The sequence below is a fragment of the Streptomyces sp. NPDC093568 genome (assembly GCF_044764945.1).
Classification (GTDB): Bacteria; Actinomycetota; Actinomycetes; order Streptomycetales; family Streptomycetaceae; genus Streptomyces.
The window spans coordinates 679,097-700,838 of record NZ_JBIWJD010000003.1 but is presented as its reverse complement, the minus strand read 5'-3'; the positions used below and the strand labels follow the sequence as shown (position 1 = coordinate 700,838).

Sequence of the window (21,742 nt, the reverse complement as noted above, 5' to 3'; positions counted from 1 at the left end):
CCTCACCGCGCCGCGCGCCCGGTGACTCACATGTCCAGGACGACGTCGGACTTCGGCCGGGCGCAGCAAATGAGGACCTGGCCGTCCGGTGGGGGCTCCAGCGGGGCGGGAGAGTAGGTGACGCTGCCGGACAGGAGCGGGGTGACGCAGGTGTGGCACACACCCGTACGGCAGCTCCAGCGGGTGGGGACGTCGCATGTGTCGGCGAGTTCGAGCACGCTCTGCTCGCCGTCGGCACTCCGCGCGGAGAGGCCGCTGCGGGCGAAGGTCACCTGCGGTCCGGTGCCCGGCGGTCCGGTTGGCTGGTGAGGCGCCGGGCCGGTCTCTCCGGTGAGGCCCGGAGTGAGGGACGGCAGGGCCCCGAACAGCTCGGTGTGTATGCGGGCGGCGTCGATGCCGGCAGCGGTGAGGGCGTGCCGTATGTCGGTCATGAAGGAAGCGGGTCCGCAGACGTAGGCACTCGCGTCAGGCGGTACGGCGAGAGCCAGCATGGCGTCCTCGGTGAGCCGCCCGGGAGAGGCATGGAAGCGACGGCTTTCCTCGCTCGTGGCCGCGCTGTAGAAGACGTGCTCGTGGGCGTGCGGCAGGGCGCGGAGCAGGGCGTGTGCTTCGCCGGCCAGCGGATGCTCCCGCGGCCCGCGCGCACCGTGGATCCACCACACCTCGGGGACGAGGGGCCGGGCGGCGAGTTCGTGCAGCATGGACAGCACCGGGGTGAGGCCGATACCGGCGGAGACCAGGAGAACCGGCCCCGCGCTCTCGGTGAGGACGAAGTCGCCGCGCGGTGCCGCGACTTCGAGGACGGCGCCGGGACGCAGCTCGGTGGTCAGATAGCCGCTGGCGGTGCCGTTCGGCTCGTGCTTGACGCTGATCCGGTAGGTCCCGGCGTCCGGCGCCGAGGAAAGCGAGTAGCTGCGGATCGGGGCGGGCCGCGCGGCCTGCGGGATCCGCACCGTGAGGTACTGGCCCGCCCGGGCGCTCGGGAGTCGGGTCCCGTCGGGTGCGGACAGGTGGAGGGAGAAGACCGTGGTGCTCTCGGCCACGACATCGTCCACCCGCAACTCGCGAAACCCGTCCCAGGCGGGGCCGTCGTCGGCCAGGCCCGGACCGTCGGCGGCGGCAAGCAGCTCACGGAAAGACCCCTGCCAACCCGGGCTGAGCGCGGGGATGTTCAGCGCGCGACGCAGCATGTCCGGGTCGCGGCCGGGGAGGTAGAGCAGCGCGTCGATGTCGGCCACGCTCAGCGCGCCGGGCCCGGTCCTGGTCTTGGTGATCGTGTCACCGGCCTGGATGTGTCCCTCCTGGATGACGCGCATGTAGAAGCCCGGCCGGTGGTGGCTGACCAGCAGGGCGGGCAACTCGGGCTCGCCCATGCGCAGGCCGACCCGGTAGCAGGTGACCCGGGGCTGGGTGACTTCGAACTCCGCCTCGCCGATGCGGTACCGGTCGCCGACGCAGACCTCGTCGTCGGGCAAACCGTCGACGGTGAGGTTCTCTCCGAACTGACCGAAGGTGAAGTCGTCCCGTCGGAAGTGCCGCTGCCAGTACCGATAGGACTCGATCTGGTAGACCAGCACCGCGCGTTGCTCTCCACCATGGCCCTGGGTGTCGCCCTGGCCGTCGCCGTCGAGGTTGAGCCGGCGGGCCATCACGGGGCCACGTACGGGCCGCTTCCACACACCGGTGTAGACGACCCTGCCCTGCCAGGGCACGTTCGCCGGCTTTCCGACGTTCACCGCCAGCACTGATCCCATCGGGGGTCTCCTCCCGGTTCCAGTAAAGGCCGCTTCACGTCCGGACTCACGTCGATCACGGCGTCATGGGGGGCTCTCACCGTCGGCGGTCCGGCTACCGGCTCACAGGGCCAGGCGCATGATCGTCAGATCGAGCCACCGCCCGAACTTGGTGCCGACCTCGGGCACCGCTCCAACGACCTGGAATCCGAACCGTTCGTGCAGCCGGACCGAGGAGGCGTTCGCCGACTCGATACCGGCGATCATCACATGGTGTCCGGCCTCGCGTGCCGCCGTGACGAGCGCGGCGAGCAGCGCGGAGCCGATGCCGAGTCCGAGCCGGTCCTCGCGGACGTAGACGGAGTCCTCGACGGTGTGGCGGTATCCGTCCAGGTCTCGCCACGGCCCGTAGACCGCGAATCCGGCCACCTCACCGCGCACTTCGGCCACGAGCGCCGAGCCGCGCTCCAGATGGACGGACAGCCAGGCCGCCGCGTCGGCGGGAGACTGCGGGGTCTCGGTCCACAGGGCGGTCGAGTGCTCGATCGCGTGGTTGCGGATCGCCCGGATCGACTCGGCGTCGCCGGAGTGTGCCGGGCGCACTGTCACGAGACGCTCTCTCTCGTATATTGGATTCATGTCCAACATAGTAGATCCCCTGGTGGGGCGCATCGCGGCCCGCGTCCGCACCGAGCGCGAACGCCGTCGATGGACCCTGGCCCAGCTTGCGGATGCGTCGGGCGTGTCCCAGGCCATGATCAGCAGGATCGAGCGCGGGGAGAGCAGCCCCACCGCCGTCGTCCTCGGAAAGCTGTCGGCCGCCTTCCAGCTCAGCGTCGCCTCCCTGCTGGCCCTCGCCGAGGGGACGCCGGACGAGACACCCGAGCTCTCGGGGGTGCGCCGCCGGGCCGACGCGGCCGAGTGGCGCGACCCCGCCACCGGCTATCGGCGCCGTCAGATCACCAGCCCGCACTTCCCCGCGGAGATCGCCGAGATCCGACTGCCCGCCGGCGCCCGGGTGCCGTATCCGGCCGCGGCCTTCGCCTTCGTACGCCAGGTCGTCTGGGTCCTCGAGGGCCATCTGACGTTCCACGACGGCGACACCGTGCACGAGCTCGACCCGGGCGACACGATCGAACTCGGCGAGCCCTCCGAGCGTGTCTTCGCCAACACCGGCGACGCCGAGTGCCGGTACGCAGTCGTCCTCACCCGCGGCACACAGCCGTGACCCGGCCCCTACCGCGAGGCGGCACGCTGCTCCTGGCAGCCATAGCCGGTACGGCCATCGCGAACAACTACGCCCTGCAACCCGCGCTCTCCGCCGTGGCCGCCGACCTCGGCGTCTCCCTCTCCCTCATCGGCCTGGTGCCGACCGCCGCGCTCGTCGGCTGCATGGCTGGTTTCGCCCTCCTGCTGCCCCTGACCGATCACCTCGCCCCGCGCACTCTGGTCACGGCGCAGCTCACCGCACTGGCGCTCGCTCTCGGCGTCGGCGCCGCCGCGGCGGGCCCGGTGCAGCTCCTGGTCGCCTACCTGCTCATCGGCGCCGCCGCGAGCGTCGGCGCGCAGGCCGGCAACATCGCGGGCCGGCACGCCTCGCCCGGACGTCGTGGTTCCGGGGTGGCCACGGTCGCCGCCGGTATGTCGGCCGGCATCCTGCTCAGCCGCCTGGCGGGCGGAGCACTCACCGACGCCCTCGGGTGGCGCCGGATGCTGCTCGTCTTCGCCGGCCTCGCCCTGTTCGGCGCGGTCGCCGCCCTCACGTTCCTGCCCCGGCGACGGCCACACCCCGAGCACGGCTACGGCCGCACCCTGGCCTCGCTTCCGTCGCTCCTGCGCACCCATCCCCCACTGCGCGGCGCCGTGGTCACCGGGGGCCTGTGGTACTTCGCCTTCAACCTCGTCTGGGTCGCGCTCACCCTCGCCCTCGCGCAGCCGCCCCACTCCCTGAGCCCCGCCTCCATCGGCCTGTACAGCCTGGCCGGGGTGCTCGGATTCGCCGTACTCCCCTTCACCGGCCGCCTCATCGACCGGCACGGACCGCGGACCGTGATCGTCGCCGGCATGGCAACCGCGGTGGCGGGCACCGCCCTGCTGGCGACGGGCCTGAGCACTCCGGCCGCGGCCGCCCTCGGACTCGCGCTCTTCGACGCCGGCTGCTTCGCGGCGCAGGCCGCCAACCAGAGCCGTGTCATCGCCCTCGACCCCCAGCGCTCGGGCAGCCTCAGCAGCGTCTATCTCATGCTCTACTTCACGGTCGGCGCCCTCGGCACCGCGCTCGCCGCACCGCTGCTCAGCGCACTCGGCTGGCGGGGCGTCACACTCACGGCCATCGCCGCGCTCCTCCTCGCCACGGCCATCGGGCGCACGGGCACCACCCGACGGACGGTGCACGTCACGAGGACGCGCGCTCGGAGCACCCGTCGGCATCAATGACTCCATTTTGACAGGGCCTTGACATATTTGACCGGCCTCAGCAGCATGCAAATCACCACCAGAGTTCCGCAATTCCCTTTGACCGCACCGCAATTCACGTACAGCACGTAGCGCACCCATGCGGCGGTACGGCATCTCCGTGGCCGACCCCGCGCCAGCACCCGGCAAGCGCGGCCGGCGCGCGCCTTGCCTGACATCTCTCACCGTCAGGAAGGACAACCCCCCATGCTTCGGCGCCCCCGCGCGGGGCTGAGAACGGTCACCGCGCTCGCGCTCCTGCTGGCCTGCGCCGCCACGGCGGCACCCACGGCCACGCCCGCCTCCGCAGCCCCGGCGGACCTCCCGCCCGGCGACTACCAGCAGGTCCAACTCGCCACCGGCGCGGCCGAGACGGGCGAGCCGATGTCGCTCGCCGTACTGCCCGACCGGTCGGTCCTGCACACCGCCCGCGACGGCACGATCCGCCTCACGGACGCCGCCGGCAACACGAAACAGGCCGGAAAGCTGGACGTCTACACGCACGACGAAGAGGGCCTGCAAGGGATCGCCGCCGACCCCGCCTTCGCCACCAACCGGTACGTGTACGTCTACTACTCCCCCAAGCTGAACACACCGGCGGGGGACGCCCCCACGACCGGGACCGCCGCCGACTTCGAGCGGTGGAAGGGCCACCTCAACCTGTCGCGGTTCGTCCTGCGCACCGACGGCACCCTGGACCCGGCCAGCGAGAAGGTCGTCCTGGAGGTGCCGAACGACCGCGGCCAGTGCTGTCACGTCGGCGGTGACATCGACTTCGACGCGGCCGGGAACCTCTACCTGACGACCGGCGACGACACCAACCCGTTCGACTCGTCCGGGTACGCGCCGATCGACGAACGCACCAACCGCAACCCCCAGTTCGACGCCCAGCGCAGCTCCGGCAACACCAACGACCTGCGGGGCAAGGTGCTCAGGATCAAACCGACCGCCGCGGGCGGCTACACCGTCCCCTCGGGCAATCTCTTCGCACCGGGCACGGCCGGCACTCGCCCCGAGATCTACGCGATGGGCTTCCGCAACCCGTTCCGGATGTCCGTGGACCGGCCCACCGGCACGGTCTACCTCGGCGACTACGGCCCCGACGCCGGCGGCACCGACCCCAACCGCGGGCCGGGCGGCCAGGTCGAGTTCGACCGCATCACCTCGCCCGGCAACTACGGCTGGCCGTACTGCACCGGCACCAACACGACCGGCGAGACGTACAACGAGTACACCTTCCCGAGCGGCCCCTCCGGAGCCAAGTACAACTGCGCGGGTGGCCCCGCCAACAACTCCTTCCGCAACACCGGCCAGGGACAGCTTCCCCCTGCCAGGCCCAGCTGGATCAAGTACGGACTCGACGGCTCACCACCCGAGTTCGGCGGCGGCTCGGAGTCCCCGATGGGCGGGGAGGTCTACCGCTACGATCCGAACTCGTCCTCCACGGTGAAGTTCCCGCAGTCCCTCGACGGCCGCTTCTTCGCCGCCGAGTACGGACGGCAGTGGATCAAGGCCATCGAGGTCAGGAGCGACGGTTCCTACGGCACGATCGACGACGTCCCCTGGAACGGCACCCAGGTGATGGACACCGACTTCGGCCCCGACGGCGCGCTCTATGTCCTGGACTACGGCACCGGCGGCAACAACTCGGGCCTGTACCGAGTCGAGTACATCGCGGGCAGCAACCGCAACCCCGTCGCCCGGGCGTCCGCCGACCGCACCTCCGGCGCCCTGCCACTGACCGTGCGGTTCTCCGCACAGGGCAGCTCCGACCCCGAGGGCGGGGCGCTGAGCTACTCCTGGAACTTCGGCGACGGCACCACCTCCACGCAGCCCGACCCCAGCCACACATACACCAGCGCGGGCACCTACCGGCCCACCCTCACGGTCCGCGATCCGCAGGGCCTGACCGGCACCGCCAGCCTGGTGGTCACCGCGGGCAACACCGCGCCGACGGTGGCCCTCCAACAGCCCCTGGACGGGCAGCCGTTCGCCTTCGGGGACACCGTGCCGTTCAAGGTGCAGGTCAGCGACCCCGAGGACGGCACCGTCGACTGCTCCAAGGTGAAGCTCACCTATCTCCTCGGCCATGACAGTCACACCCACGCCATCACCTCCACCAACGGCTGCGAGGGCAATCTCACCGTGCCCGCCGACGGCGAACACGACAGCGCCGCCAACCTCTACGGAGTCTTCGACGCCGAGTACACCGACGCCGGCGGCCTGACCACGCACTCCGTGCGGACCCTGCAACCACGTCACCGGCAGGGCGAGCACTTCGGCGCCCAGTCCGGCATCCAGCTCGCCAACCACGCCACCGCCGAGGGCGGCCGGACGGTCGGCTACACCGACGACGGCGACTGGATCTCGTTCAAGCCGTATGTCCTCGCGGGCGCCACGAAGTTCACCGCGCGGGTGGCGTCCGGTGGAGCGGGCGGCACCCTCCAGGTCCGCGCCGGGTCCGCGACCGGCACGCTGCTCGGCACCGCGACCGTGCCGGTGACCGGCGGCTGGGACACCTTCACCGACGTCACCGCGGGCCTCTCCGGCGCGCCCGCCGGCACTGCCGAGCTGTTCCTGGTGTTCCGCGGCCCGACCGGGCAGGGCAGCCTGTTCGACGTCGACGCCTTCACCCTCGGCTCCGGCTCCTCCACGACCACGCCGTGGGAGGCGGAGTCGTACAGCTCCGCCGACGGTGTGCAGTCGGCGGCGCACGGCACGGCCAGCGGCGGTCTGACGCTGGGCTACATCGACAACGGCGACTGGGCGGGCTACGCCTCCGTCTCCACCGCCGGCGCGGCCTCCGTCTCCGCCCGGGTCTCCTCGGCCGGGGCCGGCGGCACCCTCCAGTTCCGCTCCGGCTCGCAGACGGGGCCGCTGCTGGGCTCCGTGACGGTGCCGGTGACCGGCGGCTGGGACACCTTCACCACGGTCAGCACCACACTGAACGGCGCCGGATCGGGCCCGCTCTTCCTCACCTTCACAGGAGGCTCCGGCTCCCTGTTCGACGTCGACACCTTCACCCTCACCCGGTCCGCGTCCGCGGCACGAAAGGGGCGTTGACTCCTCCCCGTCCTGAAGGAGGGGGATTCCTGGCTCACTTCGCCTGACACCTAGCAGGTGGCAGGGCTTACAAGATCAGCACCAGCCGGGTTGAGACCAGCCCGGACCAGCATCACACGGGCGGAGTTCTTGTCTCTCGGGGAGACGGCTCCGCACGCGGTGCAGGTATACGTTCGTTCGGAAAGAGGCAGTGCGTGCTTGGTCCTCGCTCCGCACTTGGCGCAGTCCATCGTGGTATGCGCCGGGTGGACCAGATGCACGGCCCTGCCATGCTTCCTCGCCATCTCCACCAGCGCCTTCTTCGTGGCACTGATCGCCGCATCGGCGGCCTTGCGCGCCATGGTGGTCTTCGCGAGGAACTTGGGCCGGAAGTCCTCCACAGCGAGCGCGTCGTGTTCGCGGACGACCTTCTTGGCCCACTTACGGGCCGTGTCCTGCCGCTGGGCAGCGACTTTCCGGTGCAGTTTCGCGGTCTGCCGCTTCGCTTCACGGTAGCCCTTCGAGGCCCCCTGTCCCTTGGCCGGACGGCGCCGGGCCATCATCCGCTGGTAGCGGGCCAGCTTCTGCGCGGCCGTACGCCCGTGCTGCGGGTGGGGAAGATCGTGGGCGTTGGATGTGGTGGTGGCTGTCTCCTTTACGCCCCAGTCGATCCCGATCACACGCCCGGTCGCCGGGAGTTGTTCGGTCACGGCGGGGACGACGAAGGATGCCCACCAGTGCCCCACCGCATCCCGGTACACACGCACACTCGACGGGGGCCTGGGCAGCTGGCGCGACCACACTGGCCGCACCACAATCCCGCCGGCAAGCAACAGACGACCGTCCTTGAGACGGAACCCGCGCCTGGTGTATTCGAGGGTGGGCAGCGCCTCGCGCTTCTTCCTGTACTTGGGCATTCCGGCCCGCTGCCGCATCGGCACACCGGCCTTGATGTCTTTGAGGGCCTTGGCGCGGGATTTGCCGAAGTCGCGGATCACCTGCTGCTGGGGAACGCACGCACCTTCCCGCAGCCATCCGGTGCGGGCGCGGGCCTCGGTCAGCATCGCCGCCAGCTGCACCGGACCACACGTCGCCCCCTCACCGGTTACCCGGTTGTGCGCGTTGACGGCCCTGGACTTCGCGACGCACTCATTCCACACCCACCGCACCCGGCCCCACTCCGCCTCAAGAGCAGTGCGGGCCGTGGACGACAGGCGCAGACGGTAGGTGTACCGGCAATGCCGGGACACCTCCGCCTTCACTTCTGTCGTCATGCATCCCAACCTACCGGGGAGGACTGACAGTTAAGACCACCTTCCCTGGGCGGGCTGCCTCACCTGCACTTCGGTGTACGCCGATCCGCCCTGGCGGCGAATCGGCTCTCCCTGCCCCGCTCCCGCGGGAGCTTCGTTTCCTCCCCCGGCTGAAGCCGGCGGTATCCACGAAGGAAGACCTGATGACCATGAACATCCTGATGCGGCGGCTGCGCCACGGCACCGCGGCCCTGGCCCTGGGGCTGCTGGGCGCCCTGATCGCCCCGGCCGGCCCGGCCCACGCGGCCTCCTTCGACGTCCTGGTGTTCTCCAGGACGGCCGGCTTCCGGCACGACGCGATCCCGGCGGGCATCGACGCCCTGCGCACACTCGGCGGGCAGAACGACTTCTCCGTCACGGCCACGGAGGACTCCGGGGCCTTCACCGCGGCCAACCTCGCGAACTACGAGGCCGTGGTGTTCCTCAACACCACCGGCGACGTCCTCAGCTCCTCGCAGCAGACGGCGTTCCAGTCGTACGTCGATTCCGGCGGCGGCTACCTCGGCGTCCACGCGGCCGCCGACACCGAGTACGACTGGCCCTACTACGGACAGCTCGTCGGGGCGTGGTTCCAGAGCCACCCCGCGATCCAGCAGGCCACGATCCGCACCGAGGACCGGACGCACCCGGCCACCACCCACCTGGGCGCCACCTGGACCCGCTCCGACGAGTGGTACAACTACCGCGCCAACCCGCGTCCCAGGGTGCACGTCCTGCAGACGCTCGACGAAAGCACCTACAGCGGCGGCTCGATGGGCGCCGACCACCCCATCACCTGGTGCCACGGCCAGGGCGCGGGCCGGTCCTTCTACACCGGGCTCGGCCACACCACCGCCTCCTACGCCGAGCCGGCCTTCCGTTCCCTGCTGCTCGGCGGGGTCCGCTACGCAGCCGGGCAGGCGGCGGCCGACTGCTCGGCTCCGGCCGGCAACGCACAGATCGAGGCCGAGTCGTACGGCTCCGGCTCCGGCGTGCAGGTCGCCGCGCACGCCCCGGCCAGCGGCGGGCAGACCCTCGGCTACATCGACAACGGCGACTGGGTGGGCTACCCCCATGTCACCACCGCGGGAGCGAAGACCTTCACCGCCAAGGTGTCCTCCGCGGGCGCGGGCGGCACCATCGAGATCCGTTCCGGCTCGGCGGGCGGCACCCTGCTCGGTTCGGTGGCGGTGCCGGTCACCGGGGGCTGGGAGACGTTCACGACCGTGACGACGACTCTCACCGCCTCCGCCTCGGGGCCGCTCTTCCTGCGGTTCACCGGAGGCGGCGGAGCCCTTTTCGACATCGACACCTTCAGCCTCGGGGCGGCCACAGGCTGAGACCGAGCGCCCCTCCGTTCGGGCCACCGCTGGGGGCTCATCCGGTGATTTCCGTCGGGGCCGGGCTGTTCGCACGGCCCTGGCGGGTACGCCGGTTGCGCGGAACACGACCCCACGACCCCTGAGGAGATCAGCCCATGTATGCAGTGGTCCGGCGGTACGAAGGAGTGACCGATCCGCTGGAGGCGGGGCGTCGGGTGAACGAGGAGTTCGTGCCGCTCCTGCGCCAGGTCGAAGGGTTCGTTGCCTACTACTGGATCGATGCCGGCGACGGGGTGATGGTGTCGACGGGCGTCTTCCAGGACCGGGCCGGTGCCGAGGAGTCGACCGACCGGGCGAGGGACTTCGTCCGGGATCGCCTCGCCGCGCTGCTCCCCAACGCGCCGCAGGTCACGGCCGGCGAGGTGGTGGCCCATTCGTAAGGGGGGCCGAGTCGGTCGCGTTCTGGAGGCGGGCGTGGAAGTGAACCGGTTGGGTCTGGTGGTCCACGGTGGGCGTGCCCAGGCCGTGGACGCGGCCGGTGTGGTCCGGGCCTGGTGCGATGAGCACGCCGTGCGGTGCACGGACATCGACGTGTGGAGCGAGGGCGGGCGGCACAGCGCGCGTGAGGAGGTAGAGGCCGCGGGCGATCCCGATCTCATCGTCACCCTGGGCGGAGACGGCACCTTTCTGCGGGGTGCCAGGCTGGCGGCCGAGAACGACGCCCTCGTCCTCGGTGTCGACCTCGGGCGGGTGGGATTCCTGACGGAGGTGTCGGCCGCCGAGGTGCCGTCCGCGCTGGACGCGTTGCGCGAGGGCCGCTTCCACGTCGACAGCCGCATGCTTCTCGCCCTGCGTGCCTCGCGTCGTCTGGAGATGCCGCCGGGCATGGAGGCCCTCATGGAGTACGGCCGCGGCCCGCTGCTGCCTCCCCCGCAGGTGCGCTCCGACTGCCGGACCGACGACGAGTGGGGTGTCCCGCTGGACGTGACCGCGCTCAACGACGTGGTGCTGGAGAAGCTGGCCAGGGACCGCCAGGTGTCGGTCGGGGTCTACGTCTCCGGCAGACTCCTGGCCTCCTACTCCGCCGACGCGCTGCTGGTCGCCACGCCGACCGGTTCGACCGCGTACAGCTTCGCCGCCGGTGGCCCCGTGGTCTCGCCGCGTGCGGAGGCGCTCGTCTTCACACCGGTCGCGCCGCACATGACGTTCAACCGGTCGGTCGTCACCGCCCCCGACGAACCGGTCGGGCTGCGCATCCTGGAGCGGTCGGGGCAGGCCGCCGTGAGCATCGACGGCCAGCTGCGCGGTGTCCTCGGGCCGGGCGACTGGATCGGCGTGTACGCAGCGCCGCGCCGGCTGAGGGCCGTACGGCTGGGACGGATGGATTTCTACGGCCGGCTGCGTGAGCGGATGAACCTGACGGACGCGCCGGCCGCGGTCGCCGACGGAACGCCCGCTCCCCTGTGGTCGGTGACCACAGCGCCACCTCATGACCTCGCTCATCTGGCCCTGCTGACGACACCGGAGGGCCCGTCACCGCTGCGATGAGCGTGCTGACGACGTGGGCTACTCGAAGAACTTGAGACTCCAACCGGTGTTCGTGTTCGAGCCGGGGACGTTGGCGCGACTGTAGGTGGTGTTGCCCCACCAGCAGAACGTGCCGGTGTACCAGTACCGGTTCTCCCACGCGTACGGCGTCCCCTTCGGCACCGCGTGGAACATCAGGGGGAACGTCGGCCCGGCCGGCGGGCTCGTGCCGATGTCGCCGTCGAGCAGGACGAAGCTGTGGTGGCCGGGGCCGTTGACGTACAGGGTCGGGTCCCAACCGGGCATCATCGTCGAGCGGTTGGAGCCGAACAGGCAGCCGTTGGACTTGTACCAGTCCCACACGTACGTCGGGTCTCCCCCGGCACGCAGTCGCAGGTCGGCCAGGCAGTACTGCTCGCTCCAGCTGCCGTTGGCGGAGTACACGATGTGCAGTTGCCCTTTGGGGTCCTTGACGGCCTCGGGTGCCTCGTTGATGAACGGGTGGCCGACCACGCGCTCCCAGCTCTCCCGGGGCTGAGAGATGACATACCGTCCGCCGGTCGGTGTGGTCGGGCTGCTCATGCGGGCGATGTACAGGTTCTGCTCGACGTTGGTGTCGCCGGCCCAGCCCGACCACACGAACCAACGCCGGCCGTTGAAGGTGAACAGGGTTCCGTCGATGGCCCATTTGCCGTCCGGCAGAGCCAGTTGGGTCTCGGTGGTGTATCCGCTGTCGGGGCCGGTCGAGCTGATGACGTACATGCGGTGAGCCGGTCCGCGGCCCGCCGAGAAGTAGATGTAGTAACGGCCGCCGTCCCGCACGATTTCGGGAGCCCAGACCTCGCCGAGGTCGCGGGTGTCGGACCAGACCTGCCGGGCGGGAGCCGTCGCCAGAGCGTCCGTGGACGGAGCCTGCCGCACGACGATGCCGCCGCCGGCAGACTGCACCGACACGTAGGTGCCGCCGACCCGGAGCACGCTCGGGTCGGCGGCCCGGAGACTCGTCTGCCCCGCCTGGGCCGGATCGGCGGACGTCAGGGACAGCACGGCGGCGAGCAGACCGGCGAGCAGGGCGGCAGCGGCGACCGCGATGCGGCGAGGAAGCTTCGTGGGCACTTGAAAGTCCCGCTTTCCATCGATGGAACAGCTCTCCGGCAGCATTGTTGTGAGACGCGAGCATGTCAATGCCGTGGAGGCTCGAGTGCCGCAAGTCGCCTGCCGCACAAGCCCCGTGAGGGTGACGACAGAGTGGTGCGCGAGGTCTGGACACCAGTCGGAGGCCGTGCTGTCATTTCGGCTGTCGCAAGATTTCCAACGTTGAAAGAGCCGCCCGACCGCGCCCGTCCCGGTCTCCCGTCGTTCCTGCGGGCCGGGCCTTTCCGGATGACCGGTCCCGGTCCGCGGCCTCCGTCCGAGGAAGGTTCGATGACAAGACAACACATCCGCCCACGGGCGAGACTGTGGGCGCTGCTGGCCACGGCCGCTCTCGTTGTGCCCCCGAGCGGTCTGGCCGCCACCGCGTCGGCAGCGGAGCCGACCGGCAGCGCCTCGGCACTCTCCGCCGAAGCAGCCGACGTAGAGGTGCACGGCCTGAAGGGCGAGTACTTCAGCATGTCGGCCCCGGGCGCCCGGGACTTCGCCGAACTCGGTGGCACGCTGCTCGACCCGCAGATCAACTTCTCCGGTCTGACCAGCACCTTCCAGGAGCTGAACGGCAGGACGGAGCACACGACCGCCCGCTGGACGGGCCAGATCCAGGCACCCGCCACCGGCGACTACACCTTCTACGCCATCGGCGACAACGGCTTCCGCCTCTACATCGACGGCAAGCCGGTCATCGACCACTGGGAGCCGGACTGGGACCGGGAACAGACCAGCGCCGCGATCCGCCTGAACGCCGGCGAGAAGCACGACTTCCGCCTGGAGATGTTCCAGGACTTCGGCGGCGCCAACATGTTCCTGCGCTGGTCCGGCCCCGGCCTGGCCAAGCAGCTCGTGCCGATGTCGGCGTTCACTCCGCCGGAGGGCTTCGAGGTCTACCCGGTGGAGCTGTCCGTGGCCACGGACGGACGCCGCCTGCGGGCCCGGTTCGAGGGCAGGGTCGATGAACTCCAGGCGGTCAAGGACCACTTGAAGGTCGAGGCCGACACCACCGCCATGCCCCTGAAGTCGGTCACCATCGCTCCCGGGGACCGCAACTCCCTGCTCGTGACGCTCGCCGAGCCCATCCAGAAGAACCAGCAGGTGCGGGTCACCTACGACGGCCAGGGCGGCCTGACGTCGGGCGGCGAGACCGTGCCGAAGGTCATCCGCTACGCCGACAACGCCTCCGCCCACCGCCTCACCACCAAGGGGGGCGACAAGGTCGACGGGAAGAACCCGCTGCCGGAGTACCCGCGTCCGCAGCAGGTCCGCTCCAAGTGGAAGAACCTCAACGGTCCTTGGCAGTTCAGCGGTGCCAAGGCCGGCGAGCAGCCGGTGTTCGGCAAGGATCTCGACGAGAGGATCGTCGTGCCGTACCCGGTGGAGTCGCAGCTCTCCGGCCTCGAGCGGCACGAGGACCACATGTTCTACCGCAGACTGGTGAACGTCCCCAAGGACTGGAAGGTCGGCAAGGACGGCAAGGGCAACCGGCTGAAGCTGAACTTCGGCGCCGTGGACTACCAGGCCCGCGTCTTCGTCAACGGCACGAAGGTCGCCGAACACACCGGCGGCTACGACGCGTTCAGCGCCGACATCACCGACGCGCTGAAGGGCACCGGGCCGCAGGAGGTCGTGGTCGCGGTCACCGACACCGGCGGCGCCGACCAGCCGATGGGCAAGCAGTCCACCAACCCTGGCGGCATCTTCTACACCCAGTCGTCGGGCATCTGGCAGACCGTCTGGATGGAACCGGTCGCGAACGCCGCGATCGATAACGTTGTCTCGACGCCCGACATCGACACGAGCAGCCTCGCGGTGACGGTGGAGTCGGGCAAGGCGTCCGCCGGGGCCCGGGTCGAGGCGGTCGCGCGTGACAAGCGCGGCAACGTTGTCGGCAAGGTCAGCGGGCCGGCCAACAGGCAGCTGCGGCTACCGGTGGCGAACCAGCACCTGTGGAGCCCGGACGACCCCTACCTCTACCAACTCGACGTCAAGCTCACCGACGGCCGGTCGACCGACAAGGTCGGCAGCTACTTCGGCATGCGCGAGATAGGTGTGGCGAAGGTCGGCGGCTTCCAGAAGCTGGTGCTCAACGGCAAGCCGGTCTTCTCCCTCGCCACCCTCGACCAGGGCTTCTGGCCCGACGGCCTGTACACCGCTCCGAGCGACGAGGCCCTCGCGTTCGACCTGAAGGCGCACAAGGAGCTCGGCTTCAACGCCGTGCGCAAGCACATCAAGGTGGAGCCCGCGCGCTGGTTCTACCACGCGGACCGGCTCGGCCTGCTGGTCTGGCAGGACTTCGTCTCCGGCAACATCACCAACGAGACCGGGCGCCGCGCCTTCGTCGACCAGGGCCGCGAGGTGCTGCGCGAGCACCACAACGCGCCGTCCGTGATCGGCTGGATCGTCTTCAACGAGGGCTGGGGCGAGTGGGACCGCACGGAGACCGGCAAGATCGCCGAGGCGGTGAAGGAGGCCGACCCGTCCCGGGTCGTCAACGCCCACAGCGGCGTCAACTGCTGTAACTCCAAGGGGGATTCGGGCAAGGGCGACATCATCGACCACCACGACTACAACAACGAGGACCCGCCGTTCCCCGACGACAAGCGGGCCGCGATGGACGGTGAGCACGGCGGCTTCACCCTGCGCACCCCCGGGCACATGTGGCCGGGAGCCCCGACGGTGATCTACAGCGGCGTCAACGACAAGGAGGCGCTGACCCGCAAGTACGTCGAGAACACCGAGAAGTTCTATCTCGACCAGGCGGCGAACGAGCTGTCCGGCTCGGTGTACACCCAGATCACCGACCTGGAGAACGAGCTCAACGGCCTGTACACGTACGACCGCCGGGAGATCAAGGTCGACCCGGTCCGGGTCCGCGAGGTCAACCGCAAGGTCATCGCCGCCGGTGCCGAGGCGGGCGAGCGGCAGCCGCTGAAGGGCGGCGGACACTGGGCCCTCGACGAGGGCACCGGGACCACGGCCAAGGACGACGGCCCGAACTCCAAGCCCTTGACGCTCTCCACGGGCACCACCTGGACGCCCGGAGTCAGCGGCAGCGCGCTGAAGTTCGACGGCAACGGCCAGTACGCCGAGACCGACGGACCCGTACTCGACACCACCGGAAGCTACTCGGTTTCCGCGTGGGTCCGGCTGGACGAGCTCCCCGGCAACTACGCCACCGCGGTCAGCCAGGACACCCGGCGCCAGGCCAGCCCGTTCTATCTCCAGTACGGGCAGGGCGCGTTCGCCTTCAGCACGCCCGGTGAGAACCGCGCCCGACTGGTGACCACGCTGGAGAAGGGCCGCTGGTACCACCTGGTAGGCGTCCGCGACGGCGCGAACAACACCATCAAGCTGTACGTCGACGGAAAGCCGGCGGCGACTGCCACCGGCGGTGCGGCCTACCCGAGCACCGGTTCCCTGGCCGTCGGCCGTGCCCAGTGGGGCGGCAACGACACCGACTTCTGGAACGGCGCGGTCGACGAGGTCCACGCCTATGACAAGGCGCTCACCGCCGAGGAGGTGAGCGCGCTCTACACGGACGAGAAGGCGTAGCGGCAGCGGCGACGAGTGGGCCCCGGGGGGGGGGACCCCCCCCCGCGGGGGCCCACTCGCTTGGCTATGCCTTCTCCGTGCCGACCCACTGGCTGAGACGGCGAGCGCGGTGGTCGCACACCGCGCTCGCCGTCTCAGCCAGTGGGTCGGAGACGTGGGCGTGCGTGCGGGTCCGGGCCTTTCACATGAGTTGCCGTCTGCGGCCCAGCCAGGTCTGGGCGATGACGACGACGGCGAGGAAGGCGCCGCTGACGACCTGCTGGTAGGAGGAGTCGAGGGAGCCGATCTGGTTGATGACGTTCTGGATGACCTTCAGCAGCAGGACGCCGACCAGGGAGCCGCTGACGTAGCCGAGACCGCCGGTCAGCAGCGTCCCGCCGATGACGACCGCGGAGATGGCCTCCAGTTCCATGCCGTTGCCGAGGATGGTCACGCCGGAGGCGAGCCAGGCGGCGTTGAGCGCGCCGGCCAGGCCGGCGAGGAGCCCCGACAAGGTGTAGACGAGGATCTTGGTGCGGGCCACGGGGGCGCCCATCAGGGCCGCGGCGTCCTCGTTGCCCCCGACCGCGTACACGTGCTGTCCGAAGCGCGTGCGGCGCAGTACGGCGGCTCCCGCGGCGAACAGGGCCAGGGTGATCCAGACCGGGTTGCCGAGGCCCAGGGTGGTGCCCTGGCCCAGTTCGGCGAGGAGAGAGCCCTTGGCGATCAGGAAGGTGTCCGCGCCCTCGTCGGTGAGGGCGAGCAGCAGGCCGCGCGCGCCCAGCATGGCGGCGAGCGTGACGATGAACGGGGCGAGTCGGGAGCGGGCGACCAGCAGGCCGTTGACGACGCCGATCAGTCCGCAGACCGCGAGCGGCAGCAGCAGGGCCACCAGGGTGCCGTGGCGGGATCCCCAGGCCGCCAGGACGCCGCCGAGGGCGAAGAGTGAGCCGACGGAGAGGTCGATGCCGCCGGTGATGATCACGAAGGTCATGCCGAGGGCGACGACGGCCAGGAAGGCCGAACTGGTCGCCATGTTGGTGATGTTGTCGCCGGTGGCGAAGGTGTCGAAGGAGAACGACGCCACCAGTGAGACGATCACCAGCACGGCCAGTGCGCCGTGCTGCTGGACGAGGGCGCTGAGTCGCTCGGAGCGGGCGGAGCCGACCGGTTCGGTCTCCCCCGTCGGCTCGTTACTCGCGGTGGTCACCGGCGCGTCCGCTTTCGTGACGGTCATCGCTTCCCCCGTCCCCGTGCCGCGTAGACGGCGGCGACGATCACTACGGCCTGGGCGATCTGGGTCCAGGAGGGCGGCAGATCATGCTTGATGAGGGTGGCGGTGAGCAGCTGGATGAGGACGGCTCCGGCCACGGTCCCGGCGATGTTGACCCGTCCGCCGGTCAGCGGGGTGCCGCCGACGACGACCGCCGTGATCGCCGAGAGTTCCATGAGGTTGCCGAGCGAGGTCGGGTCGCTCGCCTGGAGGCGGGCGGTCGCCAGCACACCCGCGACTGCGGCGAGCAGCGCGCAGACGACGTACACGATGATCAGGACGCGTCGTACCGGCAGGCCGGCGAGTTGCGCCGCCGGGCGGCTGTCGCCGATGGCGAGGAGCTGGCGTCCGAAGGTGGTGCGGCGCACGACGAAGGCCACCAGCAGGGCCAGGACGGCGGCGATCAGGATCAGGTACGGGATGCCTACGATGTCGCCGGAGCCCAGGGAGGCCAGGGAGGGGTTGCGCAGGTCCTCCAGCTGGGGCAGCAGGACGAGGGCGAGGCCCCGGCCGCCGACCATGAGGGCCAGGGTGGCCACGATCGGTTGCACTCCGACGAGTGCGACCAGCGCGCCGTTGGCCAGTCCGACCCCGGCGGCGAACAGGGCGACCACGAGCAGTGCGGGCAGGAGTCCGTAGCCGAGGTAGAGCGCGGTGACGGAGGCCGCGAGTGCCATGACGGCACCGACCGACAGGTCGACGCCCTCCGTGCCGATGACCAGGGCCATGCCGAGGGCGACGATGATGACGGGGGCGACCTGGACGGCCTGGGTGCGGAAGTTCTCGGCTGAGAGGAAGTGCGGGGTGATGACGGTGTTGACGACGAGCAGGGCCGCCACGCCCGCGTAGACGCCGTAGGTCTGGAGCCACTGGAGTGCGCGGGTCTTGTCCAGCGGGGCGGTGCGGAGCGTGGCCTCAGCCATCGGTGGCCACCTCCTTGGCCAAGTGCTCCACCTGGGCGTTCCCGGCGATGGTCCGCATCAGCTTGTCCTCGGTGACGTCGTCGCCGGTCAGCTCGCCGACGACGGCACCGTCCTTCAGTACGACCACGCGGTCGGACCCTTCGATCAGTTCCTCCAGGTCGGAGGAGATGAGCAGGACGCCCAGGCCGTCGGCGGCCAGTTCGTCGACGAGTTTCTGCACCTCGGCCTTGGCGCCGACGTCGATGCCGCGGGTGGGCTCGTCGAGGAGCAGCACCTTGGGGTTCATGGCGAGCCAGCGGGCGAGCAGCACCTTCTGCTGGTTGCCGCCGGACAGTTCGCCGACCTTCTGGTGCGGTGAGGAGGCCTTGATGCGCAGCCGCTTGATGAAGGTGTCGACGACGCTGTCGACGCGGGCCTCGGAGACGAGGCCGAAGCGGGAGAGGCGGGGCAGGACGGCGAGCGCGATGTTCTCCCGGACCGACAGGCCGGGGACGATGCCCTCGCTCTTGCGGTCCTCCGGCAGCAGGCTGACACCGGCCCGGATGGCGGCCGGAGCCGAGCCGCCGCGCAGCGGGACGCCGGCCACGGTGACGCGGCCCGAACGGACGGGCAGGGCGCCGGAGATGGCCTTCGCCGTCTCGGTGCGTCCGGAGCCGAGCAGTCCGCCCAGGCCGACGACCTCGCCCGGGCGGATGGTCAGGGACACCTGGTGCAGTTTGTGGGGCACCGTCAGTTCCCGGGCGTCCAGCACGGGTTGGGTGTCGGTCGCCTCGTGGTCGCCGGTGAACTTGGTGAGTCCTTCCTCGCGGACCTCGCCGAGGTCGCGGCCGAGCATCGTGGACACCAGGGCGAGGCGGTCGAGGTCGGCCAGGCGGCCGTGGTGGACACGGCGGCCGTCGCGGAGCACGGTGACCGTGCTGCACACGGCGTAGAGCTCGTCGAGGCGGTGGCTGACGTAGACGACGGCGATGCCCGCGTCCCGCAAGCGCCGGATCACCGAGAACAGGGTCTCGACCTCGCGCGGTTCGAGGGAGGAGGTCGGTTCGTCCATGATGACGATGCGGGCGTCGGTGGCCACGGCGCGGGCCAGGGCCACCATTTGCTGGGCGCCGACGCCGAGGGTGCGCAGTGGCCGGCGGACGTCGACGCGGACGCCGTAGCCGCGCAGGGTCTCCTCGGCCTCGCGGTTCATGCGGGCGATGTCCAGGACGCCGAAGCGGTTGCGCGGTTCACGGCCGAGGAAGAGGTTGCGGGCCACGCTGAGCAGCGGGATCAGGTTGACCTCTTGGTAGATGGTCGAGATGCCCGCCTTCTGTGCCTCCAGGGGTGTGGCGAAGGAGACCTTCTCGCCCTGGAAGGTGATTTCGCCGGCGTCGGGGCGGTACACGCCGGTGAGGAGTTTGATGAGGGTCGACTTGCCGGCGCCGTTCTCGCCGATGAGGGCGTGGACCTCGCCGGCGTGCAGGCTGAGGTCCACGTCGTCCAGGGCCCGGACGCCTGGGAAGGTCTTGCTCAGTCCGCGGACGGTGAGGACTTCGGCGGGGGGTGCCACCTGTGCCTCCAGGAAGTGGGGTGCGGAACGTGGTGACGGGAATGCGTGGGGGGCACGGTCGCCCGTGCCCCCGGTGGCTCAGTACGCCTTGCCGATCTCCGACTTCGCGTTGTCCGCGTCGTAGGCGCTGTCCTGGATGATGATGTCCTGCGGGACTTCCTCGCCCTTGGTGAAGGTGTCCAGGGTCTGGAAGGCCAGCGGGCCGAACCGGGGGTTGGACTCGATGACGCCGCTGATCCAGCCGTCGACGATGCCCTGGACGGCGTTGCGGGTGCCGTCGACCGTCACGATCTTGACGTCGCCCGCCTTCTTGCCGGCGCCCTTGAGCGCGGCCACCGCACCGAGGCCCATCTCGTCGTTCTCCGCGTAGATGCCCTTGATTCCGGGCTTCGACTGGATGAGCTGCTCGGTGACCTGCTGGCCCTTCTCGCGGGCGAAGTCACCGGTCTGCTCGAACACGACCTTCAACTCCGGCGCCTTCTCGGCGATCCGCTCCTTGAAGCCCTTGGTGCGTTCGGTGGTGACGTTGTTGCCGGCCGAGCCGAGGAGGATGGCGACCTCGCCCTTGCCGCCGGTCGCCTCGATCATCTGGTCGGCGGCGCGCTTGCCCTGCTCGACGAAGTCGGAGGCGATGAAGGAGACGTAGTCCTTGCAGGCGGTGGCGTTGATCTTCCGGTCGATCGTGACGATCGGGACCTTCTTGGCGGCTGCGGCCTGGAGCACCGGGTCCCAGCCGTCGGAGTTGAGCGGGGCGATCACCAGCAGGTCGGCGCCCTTGGCGAGCAGGTCCTGGACGTCGCTGATCTGCTTGGAGAACTGCGACTGGGCGTTGGCCGTCAGCAACTTGACGCCCCGCTTCTTCGCCTCGTCCTTGATGGACTGGGTCTCGGCGATGCGGAAGGGGTTGGCCTCCTTCTCCGACTGGGAGAAGCCCACGGTCGCGTTCTTCAGGTCCAGCTTCTCGGCGCCGTAGGCGTCGATGGCGCAGGTCTTGCTGCCCGGCTTCGGCGTGACGACCTTCTGTTCGGCGCCCGCGGCCGCCGGGGACCGGGCGTCCTTCGAAGCGTCGTCCTCCGACTTCGCGCAGGCGCCAGCGGTCAATGCCACCGCGGCGGTCAGAGCCACGACCCCGGGGCGGGCTAGGAGACGAGGGCGGTGAGTGGTGCGCTGCATGGTGACCCCGATCCGGGCGACGCTGAAAGGGAGTTGGGAGCCGACGCAGGAGCGGAAAACGGTGCGTCTCCCTGGGCGGGCAACGTTGTCGGGCCCGCCGCAAGGAGGTTTTTACATCGTTGGAAGGGAGCTGTAAACCCCCTGTGCGCGCACCTCTGTGGGTGGCGGGAAGGCGGGGGCGTGATGGAAGCGCTTGCCCGATGGCCGTTCCGTGGCCGCCCTGTGGCCGTCCCAACGGGGCGATCGCGAGGTGCCGTTGCGCTTCAGGACCTCAGCCGACCGGGCACACGGTGGTGCCGGCCGGGATTTCATCGCGGGCCGCGGCGGGCCATCCGAATACGGCTGACGCAGGTCTGCGCGGACGGCGCCATGCTGACCACCCTGTCCGACATGGCCGCCTCCGGAGAGCTGGCACTGAGCGTGGCCGAGACCTATCCGCTGGAGGAGGCCGCCAAGGCACACGCGCGCCTGGCAGCCAGCGGACTCCGCGGCCGCATCGTCCTCACCATGGAATGAGAACGCATCCTCACCCAGCCGCGTCGACGGCCGCGCTGCCCGCGGCACAGCTGATTGTGACCCGAGCAGGAATCTCAAGGTTAGACGGATCGCGACCGTCGACGGCCAGGTCGTGGCGGACGCGGCAGGGTGCGGACCGCCAAGCGTGCAAGCCCCCTGCCACACGGATCCACAGTCGATACCGGCGCCAGATACCCGAGTGGACCGTCGGCGGACGGGAGTTGACCGTCCGCCGACGGGCGCGTCGGTTCGTCA

General features: G+C 70.2%; 15 protein-coding genes and 1 pseudogene. 8 read left to right on the top strand and 8 right to left on the bottom strand.

Going from position 1 to position 21,742, the window contains the following annotated elements; genetic code table 11:
* Window positions 1-26 precede the first annotated feature (26 nt).
* Both ACIRD7_RS17200 and ACIRD7_RS17195 read right to left on the bottom strand, forming a co-directional pair.
* On the bottom strand, window positions 27-1,754 hold the full coding sequence (locus ACIRD7_RS17200) for an MOSC domain-containing protein (RefSeq protein ID WP_403453733.1): 1,728 nt from the start codon (window positions 1,752-1,754) through the stop codon (window positions 27-29).
* Window positions 1,755-1,856: 102 nt separating this feature from the next.
* Window positions 1,857-2,342, bottom strand: a complete 486-nt coding sequence (locus ACIRD7_RS17195; RefSeq protein ID WP_403453730.1) for a GNAT family N-acetyltransferase — start codon at window positions 2,340-2,342, stop codon at window positions 1,857-1,859.
* 28 nt (window positions 2,343-2,370) lie between these two features.
* On the opposite strand from ACIRD7_RS17195, the gene ACIRD7_RS17190 reads away from it, so the two are divergent.
* The 3 genes from ACIRD7_RS17190 to ACIRD7_RS17180 all read left to right on the top strand — a co-directional run bounded on the left by ACIRD7_RS17190 (window position 2,371) and on the right by ACIRD7_RS17180 (window position 7,250).
* A complete protein-coding gene (locus tag ACIRD7_RS17190) occupies window positions 2,371-2,961 on the top strand; it encodes a helix-turn-helix domain-containing protein (RefSeq protein WP_403453729.1) in 591 nt (196 codons plus the stop codon).
* Window positions 2,958-4,169 carry an MFS transporter gene (locus tag ACIRD7_RS17185; protein ID WP_403453727.1) on the top strand — a complete coding sequence of 404 codons (1,212 nt, stop codon included), beginning with the start codon at window positions 2,958-2,960 and terminating at the stop codon, window positions 4,167-4,169. The genes ACIRD7_RS17190 and ACIRD7_RS17185 overlap by 4 nt, the downstream gene beginning before the upstream one ends.
* Window positions 4,170-4,394: 225 nt before the next feature.
* The gene (locus ACIRD7_RS17180; protein ID WP_403453724.1) at window positions 4,395-7,250 is read left to right on the top strand and encodes a carbohydrate-binding protein; all 2,856 of its coding nucleotides are present in this window, start codon (window positions 4,395-4,397) and stop codon (window positions 7,248-7,250) included.
* Between the two features lie 50 nt (window positions 7,251-7,300).
* Here ACIRD7_RS17180 and ACIRD7_RS17175 read toward each other — a convergent pair whose 3' ends face one another.
* Window positions 7,301-8,503 (bottom strand): RNA-guided endonuclease InsQ/TnpB family protein, encoded by a 1,203-nt coding sequence (locus ACIRD7_RS17175; protein ID WP_403453722.1) that lies wholly within the window; start codon window positions 8,501-8,503, stop codon window positions 7,301-7,303.
* Window positions 8,504-8,703: 200 nt separating this feature from the next.
* Between ACIRD7_RS17175 and ACIRD7_RS17170 the strand changes: the two are divergent.
* From ACIRD7_RS17170 to ACIRD7_RS17160, 3 genes and pseudogenes are all read left to right on the top strand, one after another.
* Window positions 8,704-9,843, top strand: a pseudogene (locus tag ACIRD7_RS17170) (ThuA domain-containing protein); the annotation flags it as partial.
* Between the two features lie 155 nt (window positions 9,844-9,998).
* Window positions 9,999-10,283 (top strand): hypothetical protein, encoded by a 285-nt coding sequence (locus tag ACIRD7_RS17165; RefSeq protein WP_403453719.1) that lies wholly within the window; start codon window positions 9,999-10,001, stop codon window positions 10,281-10,283.
* A gap of 34 nt (window positions 10,284-10,317) precedes the next feature.
* On the top strand, window positions 10,318-11,391 hold the full coding sequence (locus tag ACIRD7_RS17160; RefSeq protein ID WP_403453717.1) for an NAD(+)/NADH kinase: 1,074 nt from the start codon (window positions 10,318-10,320) through the stop codon (window positions 11,389-11,391).
* 18 nt (window positions 11,392-11,409) lie between these two features.
* On the opposite strand, the gene ACIRD7_RS17155 is transcribed toward ACIRD7_RS17160, so the two are convergent.
* Window positions 11,410-12,486 carry a glycoside hydrolase family 43 protein gene (locus ACIRD7_RS17155; RefSeq protein WP_403453714.1) on the bottom strand — a complete coding sequence of 359 codons (1,077 nt, stop codon included), beginning with the start codon at window positions 12,484-12,486 and terminating at the stop codon, window positions 11,410-11,412.
* Window positions 12,487-12,795: 309 nt separating this feature from the next.
* Between ACIRD7_RS17155 and ACIRD7_RS17150 the strand changes: the two genes are divergently transcribed.
* The gene (locus tag ACIRD7_RS17150) at window positions 12,796-16,071 is read left to right on the top strand and encodes a LamG-like jellyroll fold domain-containing protein (protein WP_403453712.1); all 3,276 of its coding nucleotides are present in this window, start codon (window positions 12,796-12,798) and stop codon (window positions 16,069-16,071) included.
* 181 nt (window positions 16,072-16,252) lie between these two features.
* Here the strand turns inward: ACIRD7_RS17150 and ACIRD7_RS17145 are convergent, their stop codons facing one another.
* The 4 genes from ACIRD7_RS17145 to ACIRD7_RS17130 all read right to left on the bottom strand — a co-directional run bounded on the left by ACIRD7_RS17145 (window position 16,253) and on the right by ACIRD7_RS17130 (window position 20,971).
* Complete coding sequence (locus ACIRD7_RS17145) at window positions 16,253-17,287, bottom strand: ABC transporter permease (RefSeq protein WP_403453709.1); 1,035 nt, start codon at window positions 17,285-17,287, stop codon at window positions 16,253-16,255.
* On the bottom strand, window positions 17,284-18,246 hold the full coding sequence (locus ACIRD7_RS17140; RefSeq protein ID WP_403453707.1) for an ABC transporter permease: 963 nt from the start codon (window positions 18,244-18,246) through the stop codon (window positions 17,284-17,286). Before ACIRD7_RS17140 ends, ACIRD7_RS17145 begins: the two co-directional genes overlap by 4 nt.
* Entirely contained in the window at window positions 18,239-19,798 is a 1,560-nt protein-coding gene (locus tag ACIRD7_RS17135; protein ID WP_403453706.1) for a sugar ABC transporter ATP-binding protein, read from the bottom strand. Before ACIRD7_RS17135 ends, ACIRD7_RS17140 begins: the two co-directional genes overlap by 8 nt.
* A gap of 78 nt (window positions 19,799-19,876) precedes the next feature.
* Entirely contained in the window at window positions 19,877-20,971 is a 1,095-nt protein-coding gene (locus ACIRD7_RS17130; RefSeq protein WP_403453704.1) for an ABC transporter substrate-binding protein, read from the bottom strand.
* Between the two features lie 183 nt (window positions 20,972-21,154).
* On the opposite strand from ACIRD7_RS17130, the gene ACIRD7_RS17125 reads away from it, so the two are divergent.
* Window positions 21,155-21,487, top strand: a complete 333-nt coding sequence (locus ACIRD7_RS17125) for a zinc-binding dehydrogenase (RefSeq protein ID WP_403453703.1) — start codon at window positions 21,155-21,157, stop codon at window positions 21,485-21,487.
* The last annotated feature ends 255 nt before the right edge of the window (window positions 21,488-21,742 follow it).

Coding starts and splice junctions, on each gene's coding strand:
- ACIRD7_RS17200 (WP_403453733.1), bottom strand. CDS start 1,754: ATGGGATCAGTGCTGGCGGTGAACGTCGGAAAGCCGGCGAACGTGCCC.
- ACIRD7_RS17190 (WP_403453729.1), top strand. CDS start 2,371: ATGTCCAACATAGTAGATCCCCTGGTGGGGCGCATCGCGGCCCGCGTC.
- ACIRD7_RS17180 (WP_403453724.1), top strand. CDS start 4,395: ATGCTTCGGCGCCCCCGCGCGGGGCTGAGAACGGTCACCGCGCTCGCG.
- ACIRD7_RS17175 (WP_403453722.1), bottom strand. CDS start 8,503: ATGACGACAGAAGTGAAGGCGGAGGTGTCCCGGCATTGCCGGTACACC.
- ACIRD7_RS17165 (WP_403453719.1), top strand. CDS start 9,999: ATGTATGCAGTGGTCCGGCGGTACGAAGGAGTGACCGATCCGCTGGAG.
- ACIRD7_RS17150 (WP_403453712.1), top strand. CDS start 12,796: ATGACAAGACAACACATCCGCCCACGGGCGAGACTGTGGGCGCTGCTG.
- ACIRD7_RS17145 (WP_403453709.1), bottom strand. CDS start 17,287: ATGACCGTCACGAAAGCGGACGCGCCGGTGACCACCGCGAGTAACGAG.
- ACIRD7_RS17140 (WP_403453707.1), bottom strand. CDS start 18,246: ATGGCTGAGGCCACGCTCCGCACCGCCCCGCTGGACAAGACCCGCGCA.
- ACIRD7_RS17130 (WP_403453704.1), bottom strand. CDS start 20,971: ATGCAGCGCACCACTCACCGCCCTCGTCTCCTAGCCCGCCCCGGGGTC.
- ACIRD7_RS17125 (WP_403453703.1), top strand. CDS start 21,155: ATGGAAGCGCTTGCCCGATGGCCGTTCCGTGGCCGCCCTGTGGCCGTC.